The following is a 19,220-nucleotide window of genomic DNA, read 5'->3' as shown; positions in this document are numbered from 1 at the left end:
GGCAAACCATTTGGCGCCACGGGGCCAAGCCAGCGATAGTCCCTGAGTGACTGCCGCCGACCTCGCACCCCCATCGGACCTCCCCTCCCGGGCGGTCCGCAATTACCGGCTGCTGACCGCCGCCGCGATCATCACGGGCCTGGGCACCAACGGCGCGCTGATCGCGGCGGCGTTCGCGGTTCTGGAGTCGGGCGGCGACGCCGGCGACGTCGGGCTGGTGGCCGCCGCCAGGACGGCGCCGCTGGTGCTCTTCCTGCTGATCGGCGGGGCGGTCGCGGACCGGCTGCCGCGCCACCGGGTGATGGTCGCGGCGAACACCCTCAACTGCCTCTCGCAGGCCGCCTTCGCCTGGCTGGTGCTGGCCGGTGACGCCCAGCTGTGGCAGATGATGGTGCTCACCGCTCTCTGCGGCACCGGGCAGGCCTTCTTCAGCCCGGCGGCCGAGGGCATGCTGATGTCCACCGTCAGCGGCGAACAGGCGAGCCGCGCCTTCGCCCTCTTCCGGATGTCCATACAGGGCGCCGCCATCGGCGGAGCGGCGCTCGGCGGGGCCATGATCGCGGCGATGGACCCGGGCTGGGTACTGGCGATCGACGCGGCCGCCTTCGCGGTGGCCGGAGCGCTGCGCTCCTTCCTCGACGTCAGCCACATCCCCTCGCGCGCGCCCGGTGGCGGCCTGCTCGCCGATCTTCGGGAGGGCTGGCAGGAGTTCGTCGGCCGCACCTGGCTCTGGGCGGTCGTGGCGCAGTTCTCCGTGGTGGTCGCCGCGGTCGGGGCCGCCGAGGCGGTCTACGGGCCGCTGGTCGCCAGGGACGAGCTCGGCGGTGCCCGCCCCTGGGGCCTCGCGCTCGCCGCGTTCGGCGTCGGCACCCTGGGCGGGGCGGTGCTGATGATGCGGTGGAAGCCGCGGCGGCTGCTGCTGGCCGGGACGCTCTGCGTCTTCCCGCTGGCACTGCCCTCCGCGGGGCTCGCCGTGCCGCTGCCGGTGGCCGGGCTCTGCGCGGTGATGTTCGTCAGCGGGGCCGCCATCGAGGTGTTCGGCGTGTCCTGGATGACGGCCCTGCATCAGGAGATTCCGGAGGAGAAGCTGTCGCGGGTCTCGGCGTACGACTGGTTCGGCTCGGTGGCCATGGTGCCGCTCGCCACCGCGCTCGCCGGTCCGGTGGAGTCGATGGTCGGGCGCAGCCAGGCGCTGTGGGGCTGCGCCGCGCTGGTCGTCCTGGTCACCGGGGCGGTGCTGTTCGTGCCGGACGTTCGCAATCTGACGCGCCGGACCAGCCCCACCGAGGTGGTGGCCGGGGGTGCGCCCGCGTCAGCCGATGCCGAAGGCGCCGTCGGGCGGCTCGGGTGAGTCGACCGCCTCGGCGTCACCGACCGGCCTGGCGCCCTTGACGAGCCCGGCCACGGCGGCGCCGTGCTCGACGCGGGCCGGAAACGCGTCGGCGGCGCAACGGCGGATCAGCGCGGCCGTGTCGAAGGGGGTGTGGGACGCGACGAGGATGACGTTGCCGAAGCGCCGGCCGCGCAGTACCGCCGGTTCCGCGATCACCGCGAGCTCCGCGAAGACGGCCGCGAAGGTGGCCAGCTGCGGGCGCAGGAAGTCGAAGGGCGCCCCGTCCGCGAGGTTGGCGGCGTAGACCCCGTCGGCGCGCAGCGCCCGTGCCGCGGCCCGTGCGTAGGGCACGGTGGTCAGGTGGGCGGGCACCCGCGAGCCGCCGAAGACATCCGCGACCAGGACGTCCACGGAGCCGGGTGCGGTCGCCTCCAGGTGCGCGCGGGCGTCCGTGCCGTGCACGGCGATCCCACTGCGGTCCGGCAGCGGAAGGTGTTCGGCGACGAGCGCGAGCAGCCCCCGGTCGGCCTCGGCGACGTCCTGCCGGGATCCGGGGCGCGTCGCTGCGACGTAGCGGGGCAGGGTCAGGGCGCCGCCGCCGAGGTGCAGCACGTCGAGCGGTGCGCCCGGTTCGGCCGCGCAGTCCACCACGTGGCCGAGCCGTCTCGCGTACTCGAACTCAAGGTGCTGCGGCGCGTCCAGGTCGACGTACGACTGGGGTGCCCCGTCGACGGTCAGCAGCCAGGCCCGCTCCCGGTCCACGTCGGGGAGCAGTCTGGCGGTGCCCCGGTCCACGTCGCGGACGACCGGTATCGACTCGTTCACTCCCCCATTGTGCGGTGCCGGAGTCGCACTTCACGCCACGGCCCCGGGTCCGCCTCCCGTGGGGTTCGGGAGGCGGACCCGGCTGTGCCCTTGCGGCTCCGGGCTCAGAGCAGCCCGGTGACCGTGCCCGCGCCGATCGTGCGGCCGCCCTCGCGGATGGCGAAGCCGAGGCCGGTCTCCAGCGGTACGTCCCGGCCCAGTTCGACGGTCATGGTGACCGTCGTGCCGGGGCGCGCCACCGCCGCCGCGCCGAGGTCGACGTCACCGACGACGTCCGCGGTGCGGATGTAGAACTGCGGCCGGTAGCCGGTGGCGACCGGGGTGGTCCGGCCCCCCTCCCGCCCCGACAGGACGTACACCTGCGCGGTGAAGCGCCGGCTCGGTGTCACGCTGCCCGGCGCCGCCACGACATGGCCGCGGCGTACCCGGTCCCGCTCGACCCCGCGCAGGAGCAGCGCGACGTTGTCGCCGGCCTCGGCGGACTCCATCGGCTTGCCGAAGGTCTCCAGACCGGTGACGACCGTCTCGGTGTCGGCTCCGAGCACCGCCACCCGGTCGCCGACGCGCACGGTGCCTCGCTCCACGGCGCCGGTGACGACCGTGCCCCGGCCGGTGATGGTCAGGACGTTCTCCACCGGCAGCAGGAACGGCGCGTCGATGTAGCGCACCGGCATCGGTACATAGGTGTCGACGGCGTCGAGCAACGCCTCCACCGCCCCCGTCCAGCGTGGGTCACCCTCCAGGGCCCGCAGGCCCGACACCCGCACGACGGGCACGGTGTCGCCGCCGTAGCCGTGCGCGGACAGCAGCTCACGCACCTCCAGCTCGACCAGGTCGGTCAGCTCGGGGTCGCCGGCGTCGGCCTTGTTGAGGGCGACGACGATGTGGTCGACGCCCACCTGGCGGGCGAGCAGCACGTGCTCGGCGGTCTGCGGCATGATCCCTTCGAGCGCGGACACGACGAGGATCGCCCCGTCGAGCTGGGCGGCGCCGGTCACCATGTTCTTGATGTAGTCGGCGTGTCCGGGCATGTCGACGTGCGCGTAGTGCCGGGTGCCGGTCTCGTACTCGACGTGCGCGATGTTGATGGTGATGCCGCGCTGCGCCTCCTCCGGCGCCCGGTCGATGCGGTCGAACGGGACGAACGTGCCGGTCCCGCGGTCACTGAGGACCTTGGTGATGGCGGCGGTCAGGGTGGTCTTGCCGTGGTCGACGTGGCCCATGGTGCCGATGTTGAGGTGCGGCTTTGTGCGCACGTATGCCGTCTTGGGCATGGCTCATTCCTTGGATTCCGAAGCTGAGAGAGAAGACCCCAGGGCCCGGCCGACCCTCCCCTTACGGGGTCCGCCGGACTGTCGGGGGAGGGTCAGCTTCGGGCGCCGCCGATGGGCGCCGCGGCAGCGGTAAAAGCTGCTGCGGCTGCTGTTGCCGTGGTGACCGCGACGTTCACGGCAGCCTTCGGCGCGTCCGCGACTGCGGACTGCGCTGCGGGGAAGGCGTACCGGAACATGCTCCGATCATGTCCGACAGCCGCGGGCCCGTCGAGCGATTTACGGCGGGCGGCAAGGGAGTGGGGAGCGGCGCTCCTCGGGCCCCTCAGAGGTGCTTGGTGGCCTCTCGGACGGACAGCGGCGACAGTTGCCCCCGGGCGCCGTCGACGAAGCCCCGTACGGACTGCGGGTCGGTCTTCGCGTACTCGCGCAGGCACCAGCCGATCGCCTTGCGGATGAAGAAGTCCGGGTGGCCTGCCCGGCGCAGGCAGTATCCGAAGAGCCGTCCGGTGTCGGTGGCTTCCTTGAAGCGCAACTGGTGCAACAGCGCGGTGCGGACGATCCAGAGGTCGTCGTCCTCGATCCACGCGTCCATGTCCTTCCGGAGCTCCGGGTCGGCGGCGACCAGCGGACCCGCGACATGGGCGGCCAGCACGTCCACCGTGTCCCACCAGGGCACGGTGGACACCAGATGGCGCAGGACCGGCAGGAATCCGGACGAGCAGCGCGCGACGTGGCGGCGGAGGTAGTCGGCGGCGAAGTACTGGTACTCGCGCTCGGGCAACACCCAGCAGCGCAGCGCGATGGCGGCGCAGTCCGCCTCACCGGGACGTGCGGCGCCTTCCAGGACGGTGCGGGACAGAGCCCGGCGCCGGGGCGTCGGAATGCCCAGGAACGGCGCGACGTGCTTCATGTACGCGGCAGCGGACCGGGCGCGTGCGGGGTCGGCGGCCGTGGGATACAGCGCGGTGAGGCGCTCCAGCACGGTGTCGGCAAGGGCGCTGCCGGGGAGCCCGGGGGCGGCTTCGGACGTATCGCGGGCGGCTTCGGCTCCGTCGCTCATAACGGTCACATTACGACGATCACGCCTGGTGTCGGATACTCTCCCCGAATGCTCGACCCCGTCCCCGCCACCCGGCCCGCCGTCGGTCTCGCCGCGCGCTGCACGAGGGTGCTGTTCTCGCCCTGGTCCCGGCTCTCGCTGCTCGTGGCGGTGCTGCTGGCCGCCGCGACGACGATGCTGCTCCTCGAACCCCAGCGGCTGCTCGCCTCCGGCTGGCCGGCCCAACTGAGCGGCGGGGCAGCCGCGGTCGTGCTCTTCGGCCTCGCGTACGGCGTGTGCACGGTGGCCTTCGTGCCGCGGCCGCTGCTCAATCTCGCAGCCGGGGCGCTGTTCGGCACGCAGGCGGGTCTGACGGCGGCGCTGGCGGGCACGGTGCTCGGCGCGGGCATCTCGTTCGGGCTCGGCAGGGTACTGGGGCAGGACGCGCTCCGTACGCTGCTGCGCGGGCGCTGGATGCGGGCGGCGGACGGCCAGCTGAGCAGGCACGGATTCCGCTCCATGCTGGCGCTGCGGCTCTTCCCCGGAGTGCCCTTCGCCGCGGCCAACTACTGCGCCGCCGTGTCGCGCATGGGGTATCCCCCGTTCCTGGTGGCGACCGGGCTGGGCTCGATCCCGAACACGGCCGCGTACGTCGTGGCGGGGAGCGAGGCCTCGTCGCCGACGTCGCCCGCGTTCCTGGCCGCGATGGGCTTCATCGTGCTGACCGGAATCGGCGCGGCCGTCGTCGCCTGGCGCAGGCGTCACCGGCTGGGTGGCGAGTGACGCGGCGGTAGCGCCGGGGGTTGTCGTATTTCTGTTCACCTGGGGGCGATACGCTTCCCGCGTCCGACAGACGATCTCCGGGCCCCTGCGGCCCTGCCCTCACACGACCGCAATCCGCACGCTGCCGACGGGCTCCGATGCCCGTCGGACGATGCATGATCACTTCAGGATGGCCCAAGCCCCATGAGCTGGTTCGAATCCTTCGTCCTCGGCCTCGTTCAGGGACTGACCGAGTTCCTGCCGATCTCCTCCAGCGCGCATCTGCGGCTCACCGCGGCGTTCGCCGGCTGGCACGATCCGGGAGCGGCGTTCACCGCCATCACCCAGATCGGCACGGAAGCCGCAGTCCTCATCTACTTCCGCAAGGACATCGTCCGGATCGTCGGCGCATGGTTCAAGTCGCTGACGAACCGCTCGATGCGCAGTGACCACGACGCCCAGATGGGCTGGCTGGTCATCGTCGGCTCCATTCCGATCGGTGTGCTGGGCGTGACGTTCAAGGACCAGATCGAGGGCCCGTTCCGCGACCTGCGGCTGATCGCCACCACGCTGATCGTGATGGGCATCGTGCTCGGCATCGCCGACCGCCTGGCCGCCCGTGACGAGACCGGCGGCAAGCACCGGGCGATCAGGGAGCGCAAGTCCCTCAAGGAACTGGGCATCAAGGACGGCCTGATCTTCGGCTTCTGCCAGGCGATGGCCCTGATCCCGGGCGTCTCCCGCTCCGGCGCCACGATCAGCGGCGGTCTGCTGATGGGCTACACCCGCGAGGCGGCGGCACGTTACTCCTTCCTGCTTGCGGTCCCGGCGGTCCTCGCCTCGGGCGTCTTCGAGCTGAAGGACGCGGGCGAGGGACATGTGGCCTGGGGGCCGACGATCTTCGCCACGTTCATTGCGTTCGGTGTGGGGTACGTGGTCATCGCCTGGTTCATGAAGTTCATCACGACCAAGAGCTTCATGCCTTTCGTGATCTACCGGATCGTCCTGGGCATTCTGCTGTTCATCCTGGTCGGCGCCGGATCCCTGAGCCCCCATGCTGGCGAATCCGCGGGGTGACCCGCTCTCCACTGCTGTCTGGATCTGGCGCTTTCCAGCACTGCTGTGCATCCGTGCGTCATGATCGTCTCCCACTAGCGACGTGTGGTCGCCGACGAGCAACGCCTCAGTGACAAGAGAACCGTGCTCCACGATCCGGCCGCGCTCCGGCACGGTGGTCCGACGGGCATCCGGGTGTCCTGAGCACCGGGGAGACAGCTGACAGCGTCCTGCTCCTGGCTTCGGGCTCAGCAACCCTCCGGATCGGCGGCGGGCGCGTCTGCGTGGGCCAGGGGGAGGGTGAAGACGAAGCGGGTACCGGGAGTGTGGCCGGTGTCGAGGGTGATGGTGCCGCCGTGGTATTCGACGATCTTCTTACAGAGCGCGAGGCCGATGCCGTTACCCGGATACGTGTCACGGGTGTGGAGGCGCTGGAAGATCACGAAGATCCTCTCGGCGTATTCCGGACCGATGCCGATGCCGTTGTCGCTCACCGCGAATTCCCAGCGGCGGTCGGCGCCCTCCGCACCGTCCGCGGGTCGCCGGGCGCTGATATGGACCCGGGGCACGACGCCCGGGGCGCGGAACTTGATGGCGTTGGAGATCAGGTTCTGCAACAGGACACCGAGCTGAGTCGGGTCTCCGTGCACCGAGGGAAGGGGGTCATGAGTGAGGATCGCCCCGGTCTCCTCGATGGCCATGCCCAGGGAGTTGGTGGTGCGCCGCAGCACGGTCGCGAGGCTGACGTCGGCGTCCTCGGCGTGCAGGCGTCCAACGCGGGAGAAGGTGAGGAGGTCGTTGATGAGGGTCTGCATCCGGTTGGCACCGTCGACCGCGAAGGCGATGTACTGCTTGGCACGGTCATCGAGCTGATCCGCGTAGCGGCGTTCCAGGAGCTGGCAGAAACTGGCGACCTTTCGCAGCGGCTCCTGCAGATCGTGGGAGGCCACATAGGCGAATTGTTCGAGTTCCTCGTTGGAGCGGCGCAACTCCGTCGCCCGTTCGTCGAGCTGGGCCCGCGCGCGGTCGCTGAACTCCAGCTCCCTGGCAAGGCGTCGGCGCATCCCGTCCACGTCCCTCGCCAGTGCTTTCAGGTCTGCGGGGCCGGAGGGGGCGATGGAGTGCTCGAAGCGGCCGTCCGCGATCCTCCGGACGTCCGCGCGCAACCGTTCCAGCGGCACTTGGACACCCCTGCGCAGCCCGGCGAAGGCGAGCGCGATGAGGGCGAGGACCACGCAGGCGATGGCGGTGAAGACCGTGTTGCGCAGAGTGCGGGCGCGCTGCAGGTCGTGGCGTGCCCGCTGCCGCTCGGCCTCGATGTGAGTCTGCTGTTCGGCCAGCGAGGCGCGGAGAGCGTCGAAGGCGGCCTTGCCCGACTCCGTCCGCTGCTGGGCGGAGCCGACGGGGTCGGCCGCTTCGCTGACGGGGCGGCCGGTAGTGGCCTGCCATCGCTCGGCGCGCTCGCGCACCCGGGCCAGGTCGGCCGTTGCCCGCCCGTCACCCTCGGCCAGTCCCTCCAGTGCCCCGGCCGCGGCTCTCTGCTGGGCGATGCCGTCCTGGTACGGCTTGAGGAATTCACGCTTCCCCGTCATGCCGTACCCACGGATGCCCGTCTCCTGATTGATCAGGGCACTCTCCATCCGGACGGAGGCGATCAAAGCCGGCGACCAGCGATCGGTGAGCCGCTTGTTGACGTCGGTGGCGTGGGCCAGGACCCAGACTCCGCACCCGGTCAGGACCAGGAGGACAACCAGCGCTGCCGCTGAGCCGGCACCCAGCCAGCCGCGGGTGGTCCAGCCCCCGGGCGACCGCCGCGGCGGTGTTACCAGGTCCTGCTGAACAGCGTCGATCTGCACGTCGGATCCGTCCTCCCTGGTCCCCCGCGGCGCGCCGGGGCGGCGTCACCCTACCGGCGAGGACAACCATGGTTGTCCCCGGGGTGGCTGGGCGTCTACGGTGCACCCATGGCAGTTGAGACGCGGCTGAGCCCCGAGCAGGAGGAACTGGCCGAGCGGGCACGATGTGCCGTCGCCGAAGCCGCCCGGCAGCTCTCGCTCCCTACGGCGGTGGCGGATGCCGACGGGCAGGACCCGAACGTGTTCCGGAGCGACGCGCTGGCCTCATTGCGTGCCCTGGCCTACCTCGGCCGGGCGGTGGAGGAGTGCGCGGCGCTGGCCGCCCGGGCCGCCGCGCAGGAGGGCGCCGGTTACCCGCAGTTGGGCAGAGCCTGGGGCGTCAGCCGCCAGGGTGCCCGCAAACGCTGGCCCGGACTCGTTTTCGCCGCCCGCCCCGCATCACACCCGCTTCCCGACCACCAGACCCGGAGCTCAACCATGAACGGCCTCGCCCCCCGCGCGTACACCGTCCTGCTCGTCGAGGACGACATGGCCGACGCCATGCTGATCGAGGAGGCCCTGACCGAGCGCGGCATGGCGCGCGGTATCGAACGGGCCGACGACGGCGTCGCGGCGCTGGAGTACCTCCGCGACCCGCGGACCGACCGGCCGGATCTCATCGTGCTCGATCTGAACATGCCCCGCATGAACGGCCGCGAGTTGCTGAACGTCCTCAAGACCGACACCGAGCTGTCGAGCATCCCCATCGTCGTGCTGACCACGTCCGCCGCGCCGGACGACATCGACGCCGCCTACCGCCAGCACGCCAACGCCTACGTCACCAAGCCCGTCAACCTGGACGAATTCATCGAGTCCGTCCAGAGCATCGATTCCTTCTTCCTCGACATCGCCTCGATTCCTCCGCACCGCCCGGGCGACGCCGGCTGAGCGGGCGCGCCCGAGGTCACGCACTCCCGCGCGGGTGCCGGCCGGGCAGCATCCGGCGCTTGCCCGTGCCACGGCCGATGCCAATCACAGCTTCCCCCTGACACGCAGAGCCGCCAACGCGGTGGTCGACTCAGCCACAGTCACATCACCAGGGCGCTGTGTACGCACCGCAACCCAGGCCGCATCTCGTCCAACGAGCGGACGCCGTGCCCGATGATCGGTTCGTCGAACATGGGCACGGTCGCCTGGCTCGCCGAGCGTGATCACGCCAGGGCCCCTCGGTCGCTCAACCCGCCGTGCCGCCCACGGAGGTCTGGCCGCCGCCGCTGCCGGGCCGCTCCCCGCCGCTCTTCTCCGTCTGGGAGAGGGGCCTGGCGATGTCCTCCAAGGAGCGCTGCTCGGCGTTGACCGCGAGAAAGGCAGCGACGACGCCTGCCGCGCACATCAGTCCCGCGCCGATGCAGAAGGCGAGGGCCGTATCGCCGGGGACGCCCGATTCGGTGAGTTGGGCGAAGATGAGCGGGCCGCTGATCCCGCCGACCGCCGTACCGATCGCGTAGAAGAAGGCGATGGCCATGGCCCTGGTCTCCATGGGGAAGACCTCAGAGACCGTCAGATAGGCGCTGCTTGCCCCGGCCGAGGCGAAGAACAGCACGACACACCAGCACGCGGTGAGGGTGTTGGCCGTGAGCGAGCCCCGGTCGAAGAGCCAGGCGGTGACGAACAGCAGGATGCCCGGCACGATGTACGTTCCGGCGATCATGACGCGCCGCCCGATCGTGTCGAACAGCTTGCCGAGCGCGAGCGGGCCGATGAAGTTGCCGGCCGCGATCACCGCGAAGTAGTAGCCGGTGTGGCCACTCTTGACGCCGTAGAAGGTGGTGAGGATCGCGCCGAAGCCGAAGGTGATCGCGTTGTAGAGGAAGGCCTGGCCGATGAAGAGGGACAGTCCGAGCACCGCGCGCTTGCGATAGCTGTGGAAAACGGTCTTCGCGATGAGACCGAAGCCGATGCTCTTGCGCTCGTGGATCGTGATCTCACCGGCCGGGGGCGGCAGCTTCTCGTGTTTCTCCTTCTCGATCTCCCGCTCGACGGAGCCGACGAGCTTGTCGGCGTCCTCGCCGTGGCCGTGGATGAACTGCCACCGCGGGCTCTCCGGCACGTGCCTCCGTACGAGCAGGATCACGAGGCCCAGGACGACACCGAGAGCGAAGGTGAGCCGCCAGCCGAGGTCCTTGGGGAAGTAGTTCGTGTTCAGCATGACGACCGACAGCAGCGCCCCGCCGACGGCGCCCAGCCAGTAGCTGCCGTTGATGATGAGGTCGACCCGGCCCCGGTACTTCGATGGGATCAGCTCGTCGATCGCCGAGTTGATGGCCGCGTACTCCCCGCCGATACCGAAACCCGTGAGGAAGCGGAAGAGGAAGAACCACCACGCGCTGAAGGACAGACCCGTCATCGCGGTCGCGGCGAGGTAGACCGCGAGCGTCACCATGAACAGCTTCTTGCGGCCGAACCGGTCGGTGAGCCAGCCGAAGAACAGCGCGCCCAAGCAGGCCCCCGCCACGTAGAGGGCTGCGGCAAGGCCCGTGACCTGCGCAGACGTGATGGCCAGCCCTGAACCCTCCTCCGACAGACGGCCCGCGATGTTGCCGACCGTCGTCACTTCGAGGCCGTCCAGGATCCACACCGTGCCGAGGCCCACGACGATCATCCAGTGCCAGCGCGACCACGGCAGCCGGTCCAGCCGGGCCGGTACGGCCGTCGTGATGAGGCCAAGCCCAGAATCACCCGGCGCCGCGACCTCGCCGTCACGGTCTTTCCCCGGGCCCCGGCTGCCACCCGGCCCGCCTCCACCCGCACCCTGCTCCGTGTCTTCGGGCTCCTCCGATGCGGCGGGGGTTGTCACGGCGGATACCTCCTGATCAGGGCGGGCGCACACTGCGGGACCGCTGAGAATCCAATATCCGCCAGGTGCCCGGGCGCCGGCGCCGTACACGCGGTGACGCTCGCCCAGTTGACGAGGACGAGGGCGTTCACCGGGGATCCCGGGCGTCGGCAGGCCGTGGACTGCGGGAAGGGTTGCCCGGTGCCACACCACCGGGCGATCAGGGCCGGGGGGTGCCGTGAGCGGACGGCACCGGACGGTTCAGCCGCCAGACCACTTCGATCCCGCTGCCTGCGGGGGCCGCGGGCGGTGTCGCTCGTTCGCGCCGGACTTCGGTGAAGCCCAGCCGGCGCGGTACAGCGGCGCTGGAGGTGTTGGCCGAGTCGTGCGCGATTTCCAGATACCGCACAGCCGGCAGGGTGAACATCTCGGCGGCCAAGGCCGCCGTCGCTCTTGTCGCGATGCCCTGGCCGGTGGCGGCAGGGTGCAGCCAATACCCCATGAGCCGGCCGTTCGGTTCGGCCCCGCGGTAGGTCTGGCACATGCCGACGAGCGTGCCGTCCTTGGTGATGGCGTAGTTGTACACGTCACCGTTGGCCCACGTCGACGCGGACTTGGCGAGGAAGTCCCGGGTGTGTTCCTCGCTGTGACCGGCCACCCAGGGTTCCCAGGGGCGCAGGTGGTCGAGTGACTCCTCAATCAGCTCGTGGGCCGCAGCGAAGTCGTCCTGTCCCCGCCAGCGTCGCAGGGCGACGTCTCCGAACTCGATGAGGGGCCTCGGTCGCTCCATGGCAGCCATGATTGTCCGCGGACGAGCTCGCCGCAGCTACATGCTCCGGCCGGCATGACACCGTTTCGGCGAGTGGGGCCCTCCTGCCGCTCCACCGGCCTCCTGCCCGGCGCTCATCGCTGCCGCTCCTCGTGACGGCTGTGGGGATCGCTGCCGGTGGCGTGCACCGTGGCGATGATGCCGTCGGTGAACCGCTCATTGCGCAGCAGGATCCACGTGTTCCCGTGGCCGTCCTCGATGGCCGCCTCCGCCGTGCGGTGCCAGTGCGGAAGGACGTTGTCGCTCAGGTGAGTCGCGAGTCGCTGCGCGATGTCGTCGATGTTGTCGCGCGTGACCTTCAGACCGAGGGTGTGCCGGGCGTACAGGTTGAGGGCCTTCCCGCCGATGGGCACCGGGATGTGCTTGGACAGGGCTTCACGCTTCCACGCCGCCGTACCGCCGGAGCCGCTGATGCGCGAGGTGACACCCGTCCGGTACTGGGCCCAGGTGCGTTCCGCGTGACGGGTGCAATATCGCAGGACGTGACTGCGGTCCGCGCTGATGACCAGGCCGTACCCGTGCTTGCGGTAGTAGATCCGCCACGTCCCGGTGCTGCTTCGTTCGGTAACGGCCTGCTCGGAGATGAGGTCTTCGAGGAGGGAGCGGATCTGCGTCTCGGCGATCTGTGGCGTGACCGCGTGCACTCTGCCGTACGTCGCGACGGCACCGGGGGTGACGTCGATCTCGTACGCCTCGTCGGAGTCCATGCCGAGAGCACCGGGCGTCCAGGTGTCGGGCCCCCACCGCCACTCGGAGCGGCGCGGCCGGGTGGCGTTGCGGGTCACGGCGGGCGTCACGGTCGTGTAGCCGTCGCACCGGCCGCACCATCCGTCCGCACGGGTGGTGGTGTTGGAGCAGGGAGTGCCGTCGGCGCTGTAGCGGGGGCACGGGCGCCGGGGCGGTGCTGGAGTGATCAATCACCTCTCATGTTCGGTTGTTGTCGCTGGTGGTCCTGGGCCGCTGTCGCCCCGTTGAGGGTAGGCCGCGGACGCCCGTTCGGCGTCGAGTTCGCGAGGCCGTCCCACGCGGGCGTCGCGTCCGTACAGTGACGCACACACCTCTCATCCACCATTTGGTCACAAGTTCATCACCAGTGGAATGTATGGCTCACACCGGCCCTCACGTCCTCGCTACGGTCATGCCCGACGCATCACTTGGGGGACCCATTCACGCCGGGGAACCCGGCTACGGGCGGCATCTCGACCGCGACGGGGACGGGGTCGCCTGCGAGTAGGCGTTCCGCCCGCGACGGGCGGGTGACACCGTCATCGGCGCGTGCGTCACCGGCTGCGCGCGGGCACGAACTCCCGGATCGCCAGGGCCAGCCGCTCCGGCTGGTCCAGCGGGACGAGCGTGCGACTGTCGGCGATCTCGGCCGGCCGCCCCTGCGGGAGGAGCGCCGCGAGGCGTCGGCCGTGTTCGGGCGGCATCACGCGGTCCCCGGCCGCCCAGACGACGAGTGCGGGCCGGTCGAAGGACGGCAGCGTCCCGGCCGCCTCGGCCAGCCTGCGGGCATCCGCGTCCGCCGCTCGCAGCGTCCGGACCGCATCGCGGCGGATGCCCTGCCGGGTCATGACGGGCCGCGTCCACCGCCGGGTGGCCGCGTCGCCCCGCTTGGTCAGCCACCCGAACGCGATCGGGAGGCGGCGGACCGCCCGCAACCGCATCTGCTGCATGAACAGCCCGAAGAGACGCGGCGACAGCCGGCCGGCGAGCGCGAGAGTCGTACCCGTCACCCGTGCCGGGTAGTTGTCGAACGCCTCGCAGGAGACCAGCACCACCCGCCCCACCCGGGCGGCGCGGTCGCCGTCGCCGATGAGCAGTTGGACGAGGGCCCCGCCGGTGTCGTTGCCGACGAGCGTGACGTCCCGCAGGTCCAGGCGGTCGAGGAATTCGGCGACCAGCCGGGCCGCCCCGAGGAGCGAGAGGTCGGCGTCCGCGCGCATCGCGTGCAGATGCGCGCCCAGGGGCAGCGTCGGCGCCAGGCAGCGGTGGCCGGCGGACAGCCCGGCGACCGTCCCGTCCCACAAGGACGCGTCCATCATCAGCCCGTGGAGCAGGACCACCGTCGGGCCGTCGCCGCCGGTGTCCTCGTAGGCGACCGTCCCGGCCGACAGTTCGATTTCCTTCATGGCCGTCGTACCGATGATGCGTCCTCGGCGGCGGGCCGTTTCGCGGATGCCGTGTCGGGCAGCTGCCGGCGCAGGAAGGACAACTCGCCCGCGAGCGGCGCCAGCACGGGGCGGCGGCCCAGGAGAGCGCCTGCCGCGTCCCGCAAGACGGTGCCGGTGAGCCGCAGCATCGCAAGCGGGCTCTGGTGGCGCGTCGCGTTGCGGGAGGTGGCTGGCTCCTTGGTCACCCCGCCGCCGGCGGCCATGATCACGCAGCCGCCGTTCGTTCCCGGGTGATGCCAGGCCGCGCATTCGGTGCCGCCGGCGGCGAATCGGACCTTCTGGCGTTCTGCGGACGTGCGCATGACGACCTCCGGCTGGGCGGGATTCATCCCTCCCAAAAGTGAACCACGTGGTTCACATCGTGTCCATCGCTCGCCCGGCCCCGCCCTGCGGCCCGCCTGGCGAGCGCGGTCACTCCTCGGCGGCCTCCTCGCGCTCCAGCGCGCGCACCAGGGCCTCGAACCCGGCGGCGACCCCGGCGGTGTCGCCGCTGGTCCGGGCGTCCACCAGGAAGCCGCGGAGCGTCGCGAGGACCATCTCGGCGACCTCCAGCCGGCGCCGCGCGGACCAGTGCTCCGGGCAGACCGACAGCAGAGTGGGCAGGTACTGCTGGGAGGCCTCGCGGCCGAGTGCGGCATAGCGTTCGGAGTCGTACATCGCCAGGCCGATGGCCTGATCGAGCACCGCCGCCTCCTCGCCCACCAGGATGGGCCAGATCGCGCGCACCCAGTCCCCCAGTGACCGGCGGACCTCTCCCTCGGTCGCGGCAGCCAGCGCCTTCGCGATGCGGCGTCGGCGCAGTTGGACGACGGCCTGCACGAGCAGGTCGTCGGCTCCGTCGAAGTGGTAGAGGAGCACCTTGTGCGTGGCGCCGGCCGCGCGTGCGGCGCGCCGCAGCGAGAAGTCCACGATTCCGTTGGCCGCGAGGTCCTCGGTGACCCGGTCGAGCAGTTCCCGGCGCCGGGCCTCACCGCGTGGCGACCCCGCCGATCGCCGGTAGCCCGCTCGTTGCGGTGAGCCCTCGTCGCCAGAGATGTTCATGCCGACAGCTTCCCTGATGCGCCGCGCACGCACAGCCGAGGTCCGCGCGGGGCGGCTGGAGGCCACAGGGCGGGCGCCCCGGTACCGGACTGCCCCCGTGCCCGCCGGAGCGGGAACGGGGGCAGTCCGGACCTCGGCCGGGATTCCGTCACTCGGTCTCGACGAAGGGCGGAAGATCGGGTTCGACGAACAGCCCCTGGTAGCGGGGTGTCGGTACGGCCTCGACACGGCCCGGGGCCTCGGCCGCCGAGCCCGCCGCGCTCTCGTCCGAGCGCCGCTGAACCTGGCGGGGCGGGGTATCAGCCATCGGGTCTCCTGTACATCGCAGTTAGTGTGAGAGCCCCGTGGCCGGCCGGTCCGTGGACAGCGGCGACGACGGGGGTATGGCATCGTCCCGGTCCCACACCCACCAGGGCACCGGTATCCGACGAGGCTTGCAGAGACTATCCGTTGCCGCCGGTCCGGCCGTCGGCACCGTCGCCGGTGCGCCCCGTGTTCGCCTTCACGGTCGCATCAGTAAGCGACGACCGCCCACACCAGCGCTGCCGCGACAGCCGCCGCGTAGCAGCCGACGGCGGCCCGCACGACGGACACGCGGGTGTGTGGGCTCCACGATGTCATGGCCAGGAGGCGTACCAGTACCGGGAGCACCAGGACGGCGTGGAGACTGACGCCGTGCAGAGGCTTGAGCGATGCCGTGGAGGCGTACCCGGCCAACTGATGCCCGGTGCGGGTGAGATACACGCCGCGCGCGATCATGGCCGCACCCGACAGCAGTCCGATGACGAGAATCGCGCAGCCCGCACGCAGCGCGAGCGCCATGCCGGGCGGTCCGCCGGGCCGCCGGAGGAAGGCTGCGGCCGAGAGCGTGCAGAGGATGACGACGAGCGCAGCCCCGCCGACGGCGAGCGTCATGGACACCCCTGTGTCGAACGGGGTCTCCATGTTGAAGTGGGACGGCACGTGCCGCCATGCCTGCACGGTGATTCCGGCGACCTCCAGCACGCAGTCCGCGGCGAACAGCCCCAGCAGCGCGGTCCGGGTGCGGACACCGATCCGCAGGTACGCGGAGACCCATGCGATCGCGATGAGCGTCAGGCCGAAGGAGAGGCCGAAGGTGATGGGCTTGCGCCAGGACACCGGGCCGTCCCAGGACCCGCCGTCGACGAGGAGGACGACGAGATGCGCCAGTCCCGACGCGATGAGCACGGCCCCCGTCGCGTAGCAGAGCCCCTCGACCGGACGTGCGTCCCGCAGGCCGCGCAAGGGCGTGGACAGGCCGGGGGCATGGTTGCCCGCCCGGCCGGCCGGGGCTGTCGCTGTCATCCGGTTCTCCATGGTGCGCAGGATCCCCCGACACGCGCCCCGGCGTCGTCGTACGCCGGAAGGCAGTGACCGTACGCCGGGTGGAGTAGTTGCGGCTCCCGGAGCCGGGGAGCGCCCCGTGGAGCAGCGGCGCGGCTCTCGGGCCCACGCACCGCCTCACCGGGCGCCGCGGTCCTCCTGCCACTGGGCGTACGGGACACGGGAGATCTCCCGTACGCCTCCGAAGGTGCCCCACTCGTCCTTGCCGAGCCGGGTCAGCGGGCGCAGTCTGGCGGCTTCCGGATGCCCGTCCGTCATGACGTCCTCGTCGACCACGGCGTGCACCACACGGCCGAAGACGACTGTGGAGTCGCCGAGCAGGACCGTGCTGTGCAGCTCGCATTCGAGGGCGACCGGCGATCCCGCCACCCGTGGCGGCTTCACCTTCAGGCTGGGTTCCGGCTCGACGCCCACGGCCGTGAACTCGCTGACGCCCCGGGGAAAGTCGGTCGCGGTCGCGTTGATCTGCTCGAAGAGGTGCTCCGGGGCGAAGTTGACCACGAAGGAGCCGGTCTCCTCGATGTTGCGCAGCGAGTCCTTGCGCCCGACCGAGGTGAACTGGATGACGGGCGGGCTCACACAGGCGATCGTGAAGAAGGAGTGCGGTGCGAGGTTGGCCGTTTCGCCGTCCGGGGTGACGGTGGAGATCCAGGCGATGGGCCGGGGAACGACCACGGCGGTGAGCAGCCGGTAGAACGTGCCCCGGTCCGTGCACTGGGGGTCGAAGTCGATGCGCATGCCGACGAGTATGCCGCCCGTCCCGGACGGCCCTACGCTTCCGTTTCCCCCGGGCCCTCGGTGCCGAACTGCTCGGCCCGCAGCGCGAGGTCCTGCAGCACGTCGGCGGACGACACATCCGTCTGGCCCGAGTCGTGCACCTGCGCCAGCATCGCGAACGCCAGGGTGAACGCGCCGACCAACTGCTCCACCGCTCCACCGACCTCGCGGCCGACCAGCCCCACCACGTCCTCGATGGTGGCGTCCTCGGGGATCGCGATCCGCGGCATCGTCTCGTTCAGGAGGGCGGTCACCACGGTCGAGTCGTTGCTCGGGTCACCTCGGTCCGGGCTCTCCTCCAAGAGCCTGCGCATTTCGCCCGCCTCCGTGAGGATGCCGATCACACGCTTCACGACTTCGCTCTGCTCCATCCCGCGAGCATAGGTGCAGGCGCGGCAGCCGACGAGGACAACAGCGTTCGGCGCACCGTCGTGCCGGACCCGGCCGGCCGTCCTCGCCTCGGCAACAGGCAGCGGCCGACCGTAGCGTACGAGGTACGTCCCCGGCGCGCACGTGCCGGACGGGACACCTGCCATCGGACAGCGGAGACAGCCATGACCAGCACCGAGCTTCCCGTGATCGCCGGGGTCGACGGTTCGTCGCCCGGCCGCGAGGCACTGGACTGGGCGGCCCGCGAGGCGCTCCGCCGGGGACGTGCGCTGGTGGTCGTGCACGCGCTCCAGCACACCCGGCGGGCCGGCCAGGAGGCGCAGCAGCGCGAGGCGGAGGAACTGCTCACGGAGTCCGTCCGCCGGGTGAAGGAGATCGCGCCGGGGCTGCATCCCACGACCCTCGCGCCGCTCGACTTCCCGGCGGCGGCACTGACCGCGCTCAGCCGCGCCGCGTCGATGGTGGTGGTCGGCTCGCGCGGGCTCGGCGGCTTCCGCTCCCTGATGCTGGGTTCCAACAGCCTGGCGACCGCGTCCATGGCCCGGTGCCCCGTGGTCGTCGTCCACGGCGGGCAGCGGGAGGACGACCCGCAGGAGGCGGCGGAGGTCTTCCAGGACGTCGTCGCGGGCGTGGCCGCCGACGAGAGCAGTGAGTCGGTGCTGGAGTTCGCCTTCGAGGCGGCCGCGTCGCGCCCCGGTGCACGGTTGCGGATCGTGCACGGCTGGACGATGTTCTCCTCGATGCTGTCCGGCGGACCGGTGTTCGACCGGGACGCGGCGGCCGACTCGGCCGAGCGCACCCTCGCCGAGCTGACCGCGGGGCGGCGGGAGCAGTACCCGGGGGTCGAGGTCGTGCGGGAGCCCGTCAACGGCTCCGCGTCACACACGCTCGTCGCGGCGTCGGCGACCGCGGCCCTGACGGTGATCGGGCGGCGCAGGGGCGGCGAGTCCCTGGGGCTCGGCCTCTCGCCGGTGGCGCAGACCACGCTCACGCACGCGCGGGGCCCGGTGGCCGTGGTGCCCGGGTGACGCCGTGCTTCCGCGCCTCCGGCGCCGCCCCCCGCGCGGCGGGTCCCGGCCGGCCTTCTGTGCACGGCACTTGGCCCCTGACTCCCGTGGGCACAGACTGACCCGATGACGCAGCGTGTGGATCTCTCGACCGTGATGGACCGGATCTCCATCGATGCAGTGATCACCGGCTACGCGGTGGCGGTGGACGACGGCGAATGGGCGGACTACCGAGCACTGTTCACCTCGGACGGCCGCGCCGACTACCGCACCGCGGGCGGCATCGAAGGGCCCGCATCCGAGGTCGCGCAATGGCTCTCGCAGACCATGCTCCTCTTTCCCGTACGGCAGCATCTGATCGTCAACCGCCGCCTCGACCTCCAGGATCTCGGGGGCTACCCGGGCGACGGCGCCCTGGTGCAGGCCGACTACCTGAACCCGATGCGGCTCGGGAACGACGCCGAAGCCGCCGGGAACGGCGGGGACGAATCCCGTGCGACCGCACCGAACTTCGTCTCCGGCGGGCGGTACGCCTTCGACCTGGTCCGCACGGACAGCGGCTGGCAGATCCGGGGTGTGACCGTCCAGGAGAAGTGGCGGAGCCTGTCGGGCGCCCTCGCCGCCGGCTGATCCGCGCCGGTCCGCTTCCGCTGCCCCACACTGGGGGAGAACACCGG

General features: G+C 71.3%; 21 protein-coding genes. 7 read left to right on the top strand and 14 right to left on the bottom strand.

All coding sequences use genetic code 11. From position 1 onward, the window contains the following. Window positions 1-46: 46 nt before the first annotated feature. Entirely contained in the window at window positions 47-1,351 is a 1,305-nt protein-coding gene (locus OG322_RS33595; RefSeq protein WP_329307379.1) for an MFS transporter, read from the top strand. Here OG322_RS33595 and OG322_RS33590 read toward each other — a convergent pair. From OG322_RS33590 to OG322_RS33580, 3 genes are all read right to left on the bottom strand, one after another. Further along, a complete protein-coding gene (locus OG322_RS33590) occupies window positions 1,313-2,158 on the bottom strand; it encodes a spermidine synthase (protein WP_123467952.1) in 846 nt (281 codons plus the stop codon). The two genes, OG322_RS33595 and OG322_RS33590, sit on opposite strands and share 39 nt — an antisense overlap. 104 nt (window positions 2,159-2,262) lie before the next feature. Continuing rightward, window positions 2,263-3,432 (bottom strand): elongation factor Tu, encoded by a 1,170-nt coding sequence (tuf, locus tag OG322_RS33585; RefSeq protein WP_123467954.1) that lies wholly within the window; start codon window positions 3,430-3,432, stop codon window positions 2,263-2,265. Window positions 3,433-3,754: 322 nt separating this feature from the next. Then, window positions 3,755-4,492 (bottom strand): DNA alkylation repair protein, encoded by a 738-nt coding sequence (locus OG322_RS33580; protein WP_329307378.1) that lies wholly within the window; start codon window positions 4,490-4,492, stop codon window positions 3,755-3,757. A 48-nt stretch (window positions 4,493-4,540) separates the two neighbouring features. Here OG322_RS33580 and OG322_RS33575 point away from each other — a divergent pair, with 48 nt between their 5' ends. Both OG322_RS33575 and OG322_RS33570 read left to right on the top strand, forming a co-directional pair. After that, window positions 4,541-5,254: a TVP38/TMEM64 family protein gene (locus OG322_RS33575; protein ID WP_123467958.1), complete on the top strand. Its 714-nt coding sequence runs from the start codon at window positions 4,541-4,543 to the stop codon at window positions 5,252-5,254. Window positions 5,255-5,437: 183 nt separating this feature from the next. Further along, complete coding sequence (locus OG322_RS33570) at window positions 5,438-6,310, top strand: undecaprenyl-diphosphate phosphatase (RefSeq protein ID WP_123467960.1); 873 nt, start codon at window positions 5,438-5,440, stop codon at window positions 6,308-6,310. Window positions 6,311-6,537: 227 nt separating this feature from the next. Here the strand turns inward: OG322_RS33570 and OG322_RS33565 are convergent, their stop codons facing one another. Beyond that, entirely contained in the window at window positions 6,538-8,145 is a 1,608-nt protein-coding gene (locus tag OG322_RS33565) for a sensor histidine kinase (RefSeq protein ID WP_329307377.1), read from the bottom strand. 108 nt (window positions 8,146-8,253) lie between these two features. Between OG322_RS33565 and OG322_RS33560 the strand changes: the two genes are divergently transcribed. Further along, complete coding sequence (locus tag OG322_RS33560; RefSeq protein ID WP_185095633.1) at window positions 8,254-9,072, top strand: response regulator; 819 nt, start codon at window positions 8,254-8,256, stop codon at window positions 9,070-9,072. A 286-nt stretch (window positions 9,073-9,358) separates the two neighbouring features. Here the strand turns inward: OG322_RS33560 and OG322_RS33555 are convergent, their stop codons facing one another. From OG322_RS33555 to OG322_RS33545, 3 genes are all read right to left on the bottom strand, one after another. After that, window positions 9,359-10,981 carry an MFS transporter gene (locus tag OG322_RS33555; RefSeq protein WP_443066571.1) on the bottom strand — a complete coding sequence of 541 codons (1,623 nt, stop codon included), beginning with the start codon at window positions 10,979-10,981 and terminating at the stop codon, window positions 9,359-9,361. A 199-nt stretch (window positions 10,982-11,180) separates the two neighbouring features. Beyond that, window positions 11,181-11,750: a GNAT family N-acetyltransferase gene (locus tag OG322_RS33550; RefSeq protein ID WP_241200435.1), complete on the bottom strand. Its 570-nt coding sequence runs from the start codon at window positions 11,748-11,750 to the stop codon at window positions 11,181-11,183. 113 nt (window positions 11,751-11,863) lie between these two features. Further along, complete coding sequence (locus tag OG322_RS33545) at window positions 11,864-12,706, bottom strand: hypothetical protein (RefSeq protein WP_266412654.1); 843 nt, start codon at window positions 12,704-12,706, stop codon at window positions 11,864-11,866. 185 nt (window positions 12,707-12,891) lie between these two features. Between OG322_RS33545 and OG322_RS41710 the strand changes: the two genes are divergently transcribed. Next, window positions 12,892-13,023, top strand: coding sequence for an excalibur calcium-binding domain-containing protein (locus OG322_RS41710; protein WP_353962133.1), 132 nt, complete (start codon window positions 12,892-12,894; stop codon window positions 13,021-13,023). Between the two features lie 46 nt (window positions 13,024-13,069). Here the strand turns inward: OG322_RS41710 and OG322_RS33540 are convergent, their stop codons facing one another. The 7 genes from OG322_RS33540 to OG322_RS33510 all read right to left on the bottom strand — a co-directional run bounded on the left by OG322_RS33540 (window position 13,070) and on the right by OG322_RS33510 (window position 17,517). Continuing rightward, window positions 13,070-13,921: an alpha/beta fold hydrolase gene (locus OG322_RS33540; RefSeq protein ID WP_123467970.1), complete on the bottom strand. Its 852-nt coding sequence runs from the start codon at window positions 13,919-13,921 to the stop codon at window positions 13,070-13,072. Then, window positions 13,918-14,265, bottom strand: a complete 348-nt coding sequence (locus tag OG322_RS33535) for a hypothetical protein (protein WP_124286190.1) — start codon at window positions 14,263-14,265, stop codon at window positions 13,918-13,920. Before OG322_RS33535 ends, OG322_RS33540 begins: the two co-directional genes overlap by 4 nt. Before the next feature lie 109 nt (window positions 14,266-14,374). Next, the gene (locus tag OG322_RS33530) at window positions 14,375-15,004 is read right to left on the bottom strand and encodes a TetR/AcrR family transcriptional regulator (RefSeq protein WP_123467974.1); all 630 of its coding nucleotides are present in this window, start codon (window positions 15,002-15,004) and stop codon (window positions 14,375-14,377) included. A gap of 148 nt (window positions 15,005-15,152) precedes the next feature. After that, window positions 15,153-15,311 carry a hypothetical protein gene (locus OG322_RS33525; protein WP_164494545.1) on the bottom strand — a complete coding sequence of 53 codons (159 nt, stop codon included), beginning with the start codon at window positions 15,309-15,311 and terminating at the stop codon, window positions 15,153-15,155. 206 nt (window positions 15,312-15,517) lie between these two features. Then, window positions 15,518-16,330 (bottom strand): hypothetical protein, encoded by an 813-nt coding sequence (locus OG322_RS33520; RefSeq protein ID WP_329307376.1) that lies wholly within the window; start codon window positions 16,328-16,330, stop codon window positions 15,518-15,520. A gap of 156 nt (window positions 16,331-16,486) precedes the next feature. After that, window positions 16,487-17,107, bottom strand: coding sequence for a flavin reductase family protein (locus OG322_RS33515; RefSeq protein WP_123467976.1), 621 nt, complete (start codon window positions 17,105-17,107; stop codon window positions 16,487-16,489). A gap of 32 nt (window positions 17,108-17,139) precedes the next feature. After that, window positions 17,140-17,517, bottom strand: a complete 378-nt coding sequence (locus OG322_RS33510; RefSeq protein ID WP_123469641.1) for a hypothetical protein — start codon at window positions 17,515-17,517, stop codon at window positions 17,140-17,142. Window positions 17,518-17,700: 183 nt separating this feature from the next. On the opposite strand from OG322_RS33510, the gene OG322_RS33505 reads away from it, so the two are divergent. Continuing rightward, complete coding sequence (locus OG322_RS33505; protein WP_329307375.1) at window positions 17,701-18,564, top strand: universal stress protein; 864 nt, start codon at window positions 17,701-17,703, stop codon at window positions 18,562-18,564. A 105-nt stretch (window positions 18,565-18,669) separates the two neighbouring features. Continuing rightward, window positions 18,670-19,173 (top strand): nuclear transport factor 2 family protein, encoded by a 504-nt coding sequence (locus tag OG322_RS33500; RefSeq protein ID WP_124286188.1) that lies wholly within the window; start codon window positions 18,670-18,672, stop codon window positions 19,171-19,173. Window positions 19,174-19,220: the final 47 nt, after the last annotated feature.

The sequence above is a fragment of the Streptomyces sp. NBC_01260 genome, assembly GCF_036226405.1.
In the GTDB taxonomy this organism is placed as follows: Bacteria; Actinomycetota; Actinomycetes; order Streptomycetales; family Streptomycetaceae; genus Streptomyces; species Streptomyces laculatispora.
The sequence above is the reverse complement of the archived record's forward strand: the minus strand, read 5'-3'. Positions and strand labels throughout refer to the sequence as shown.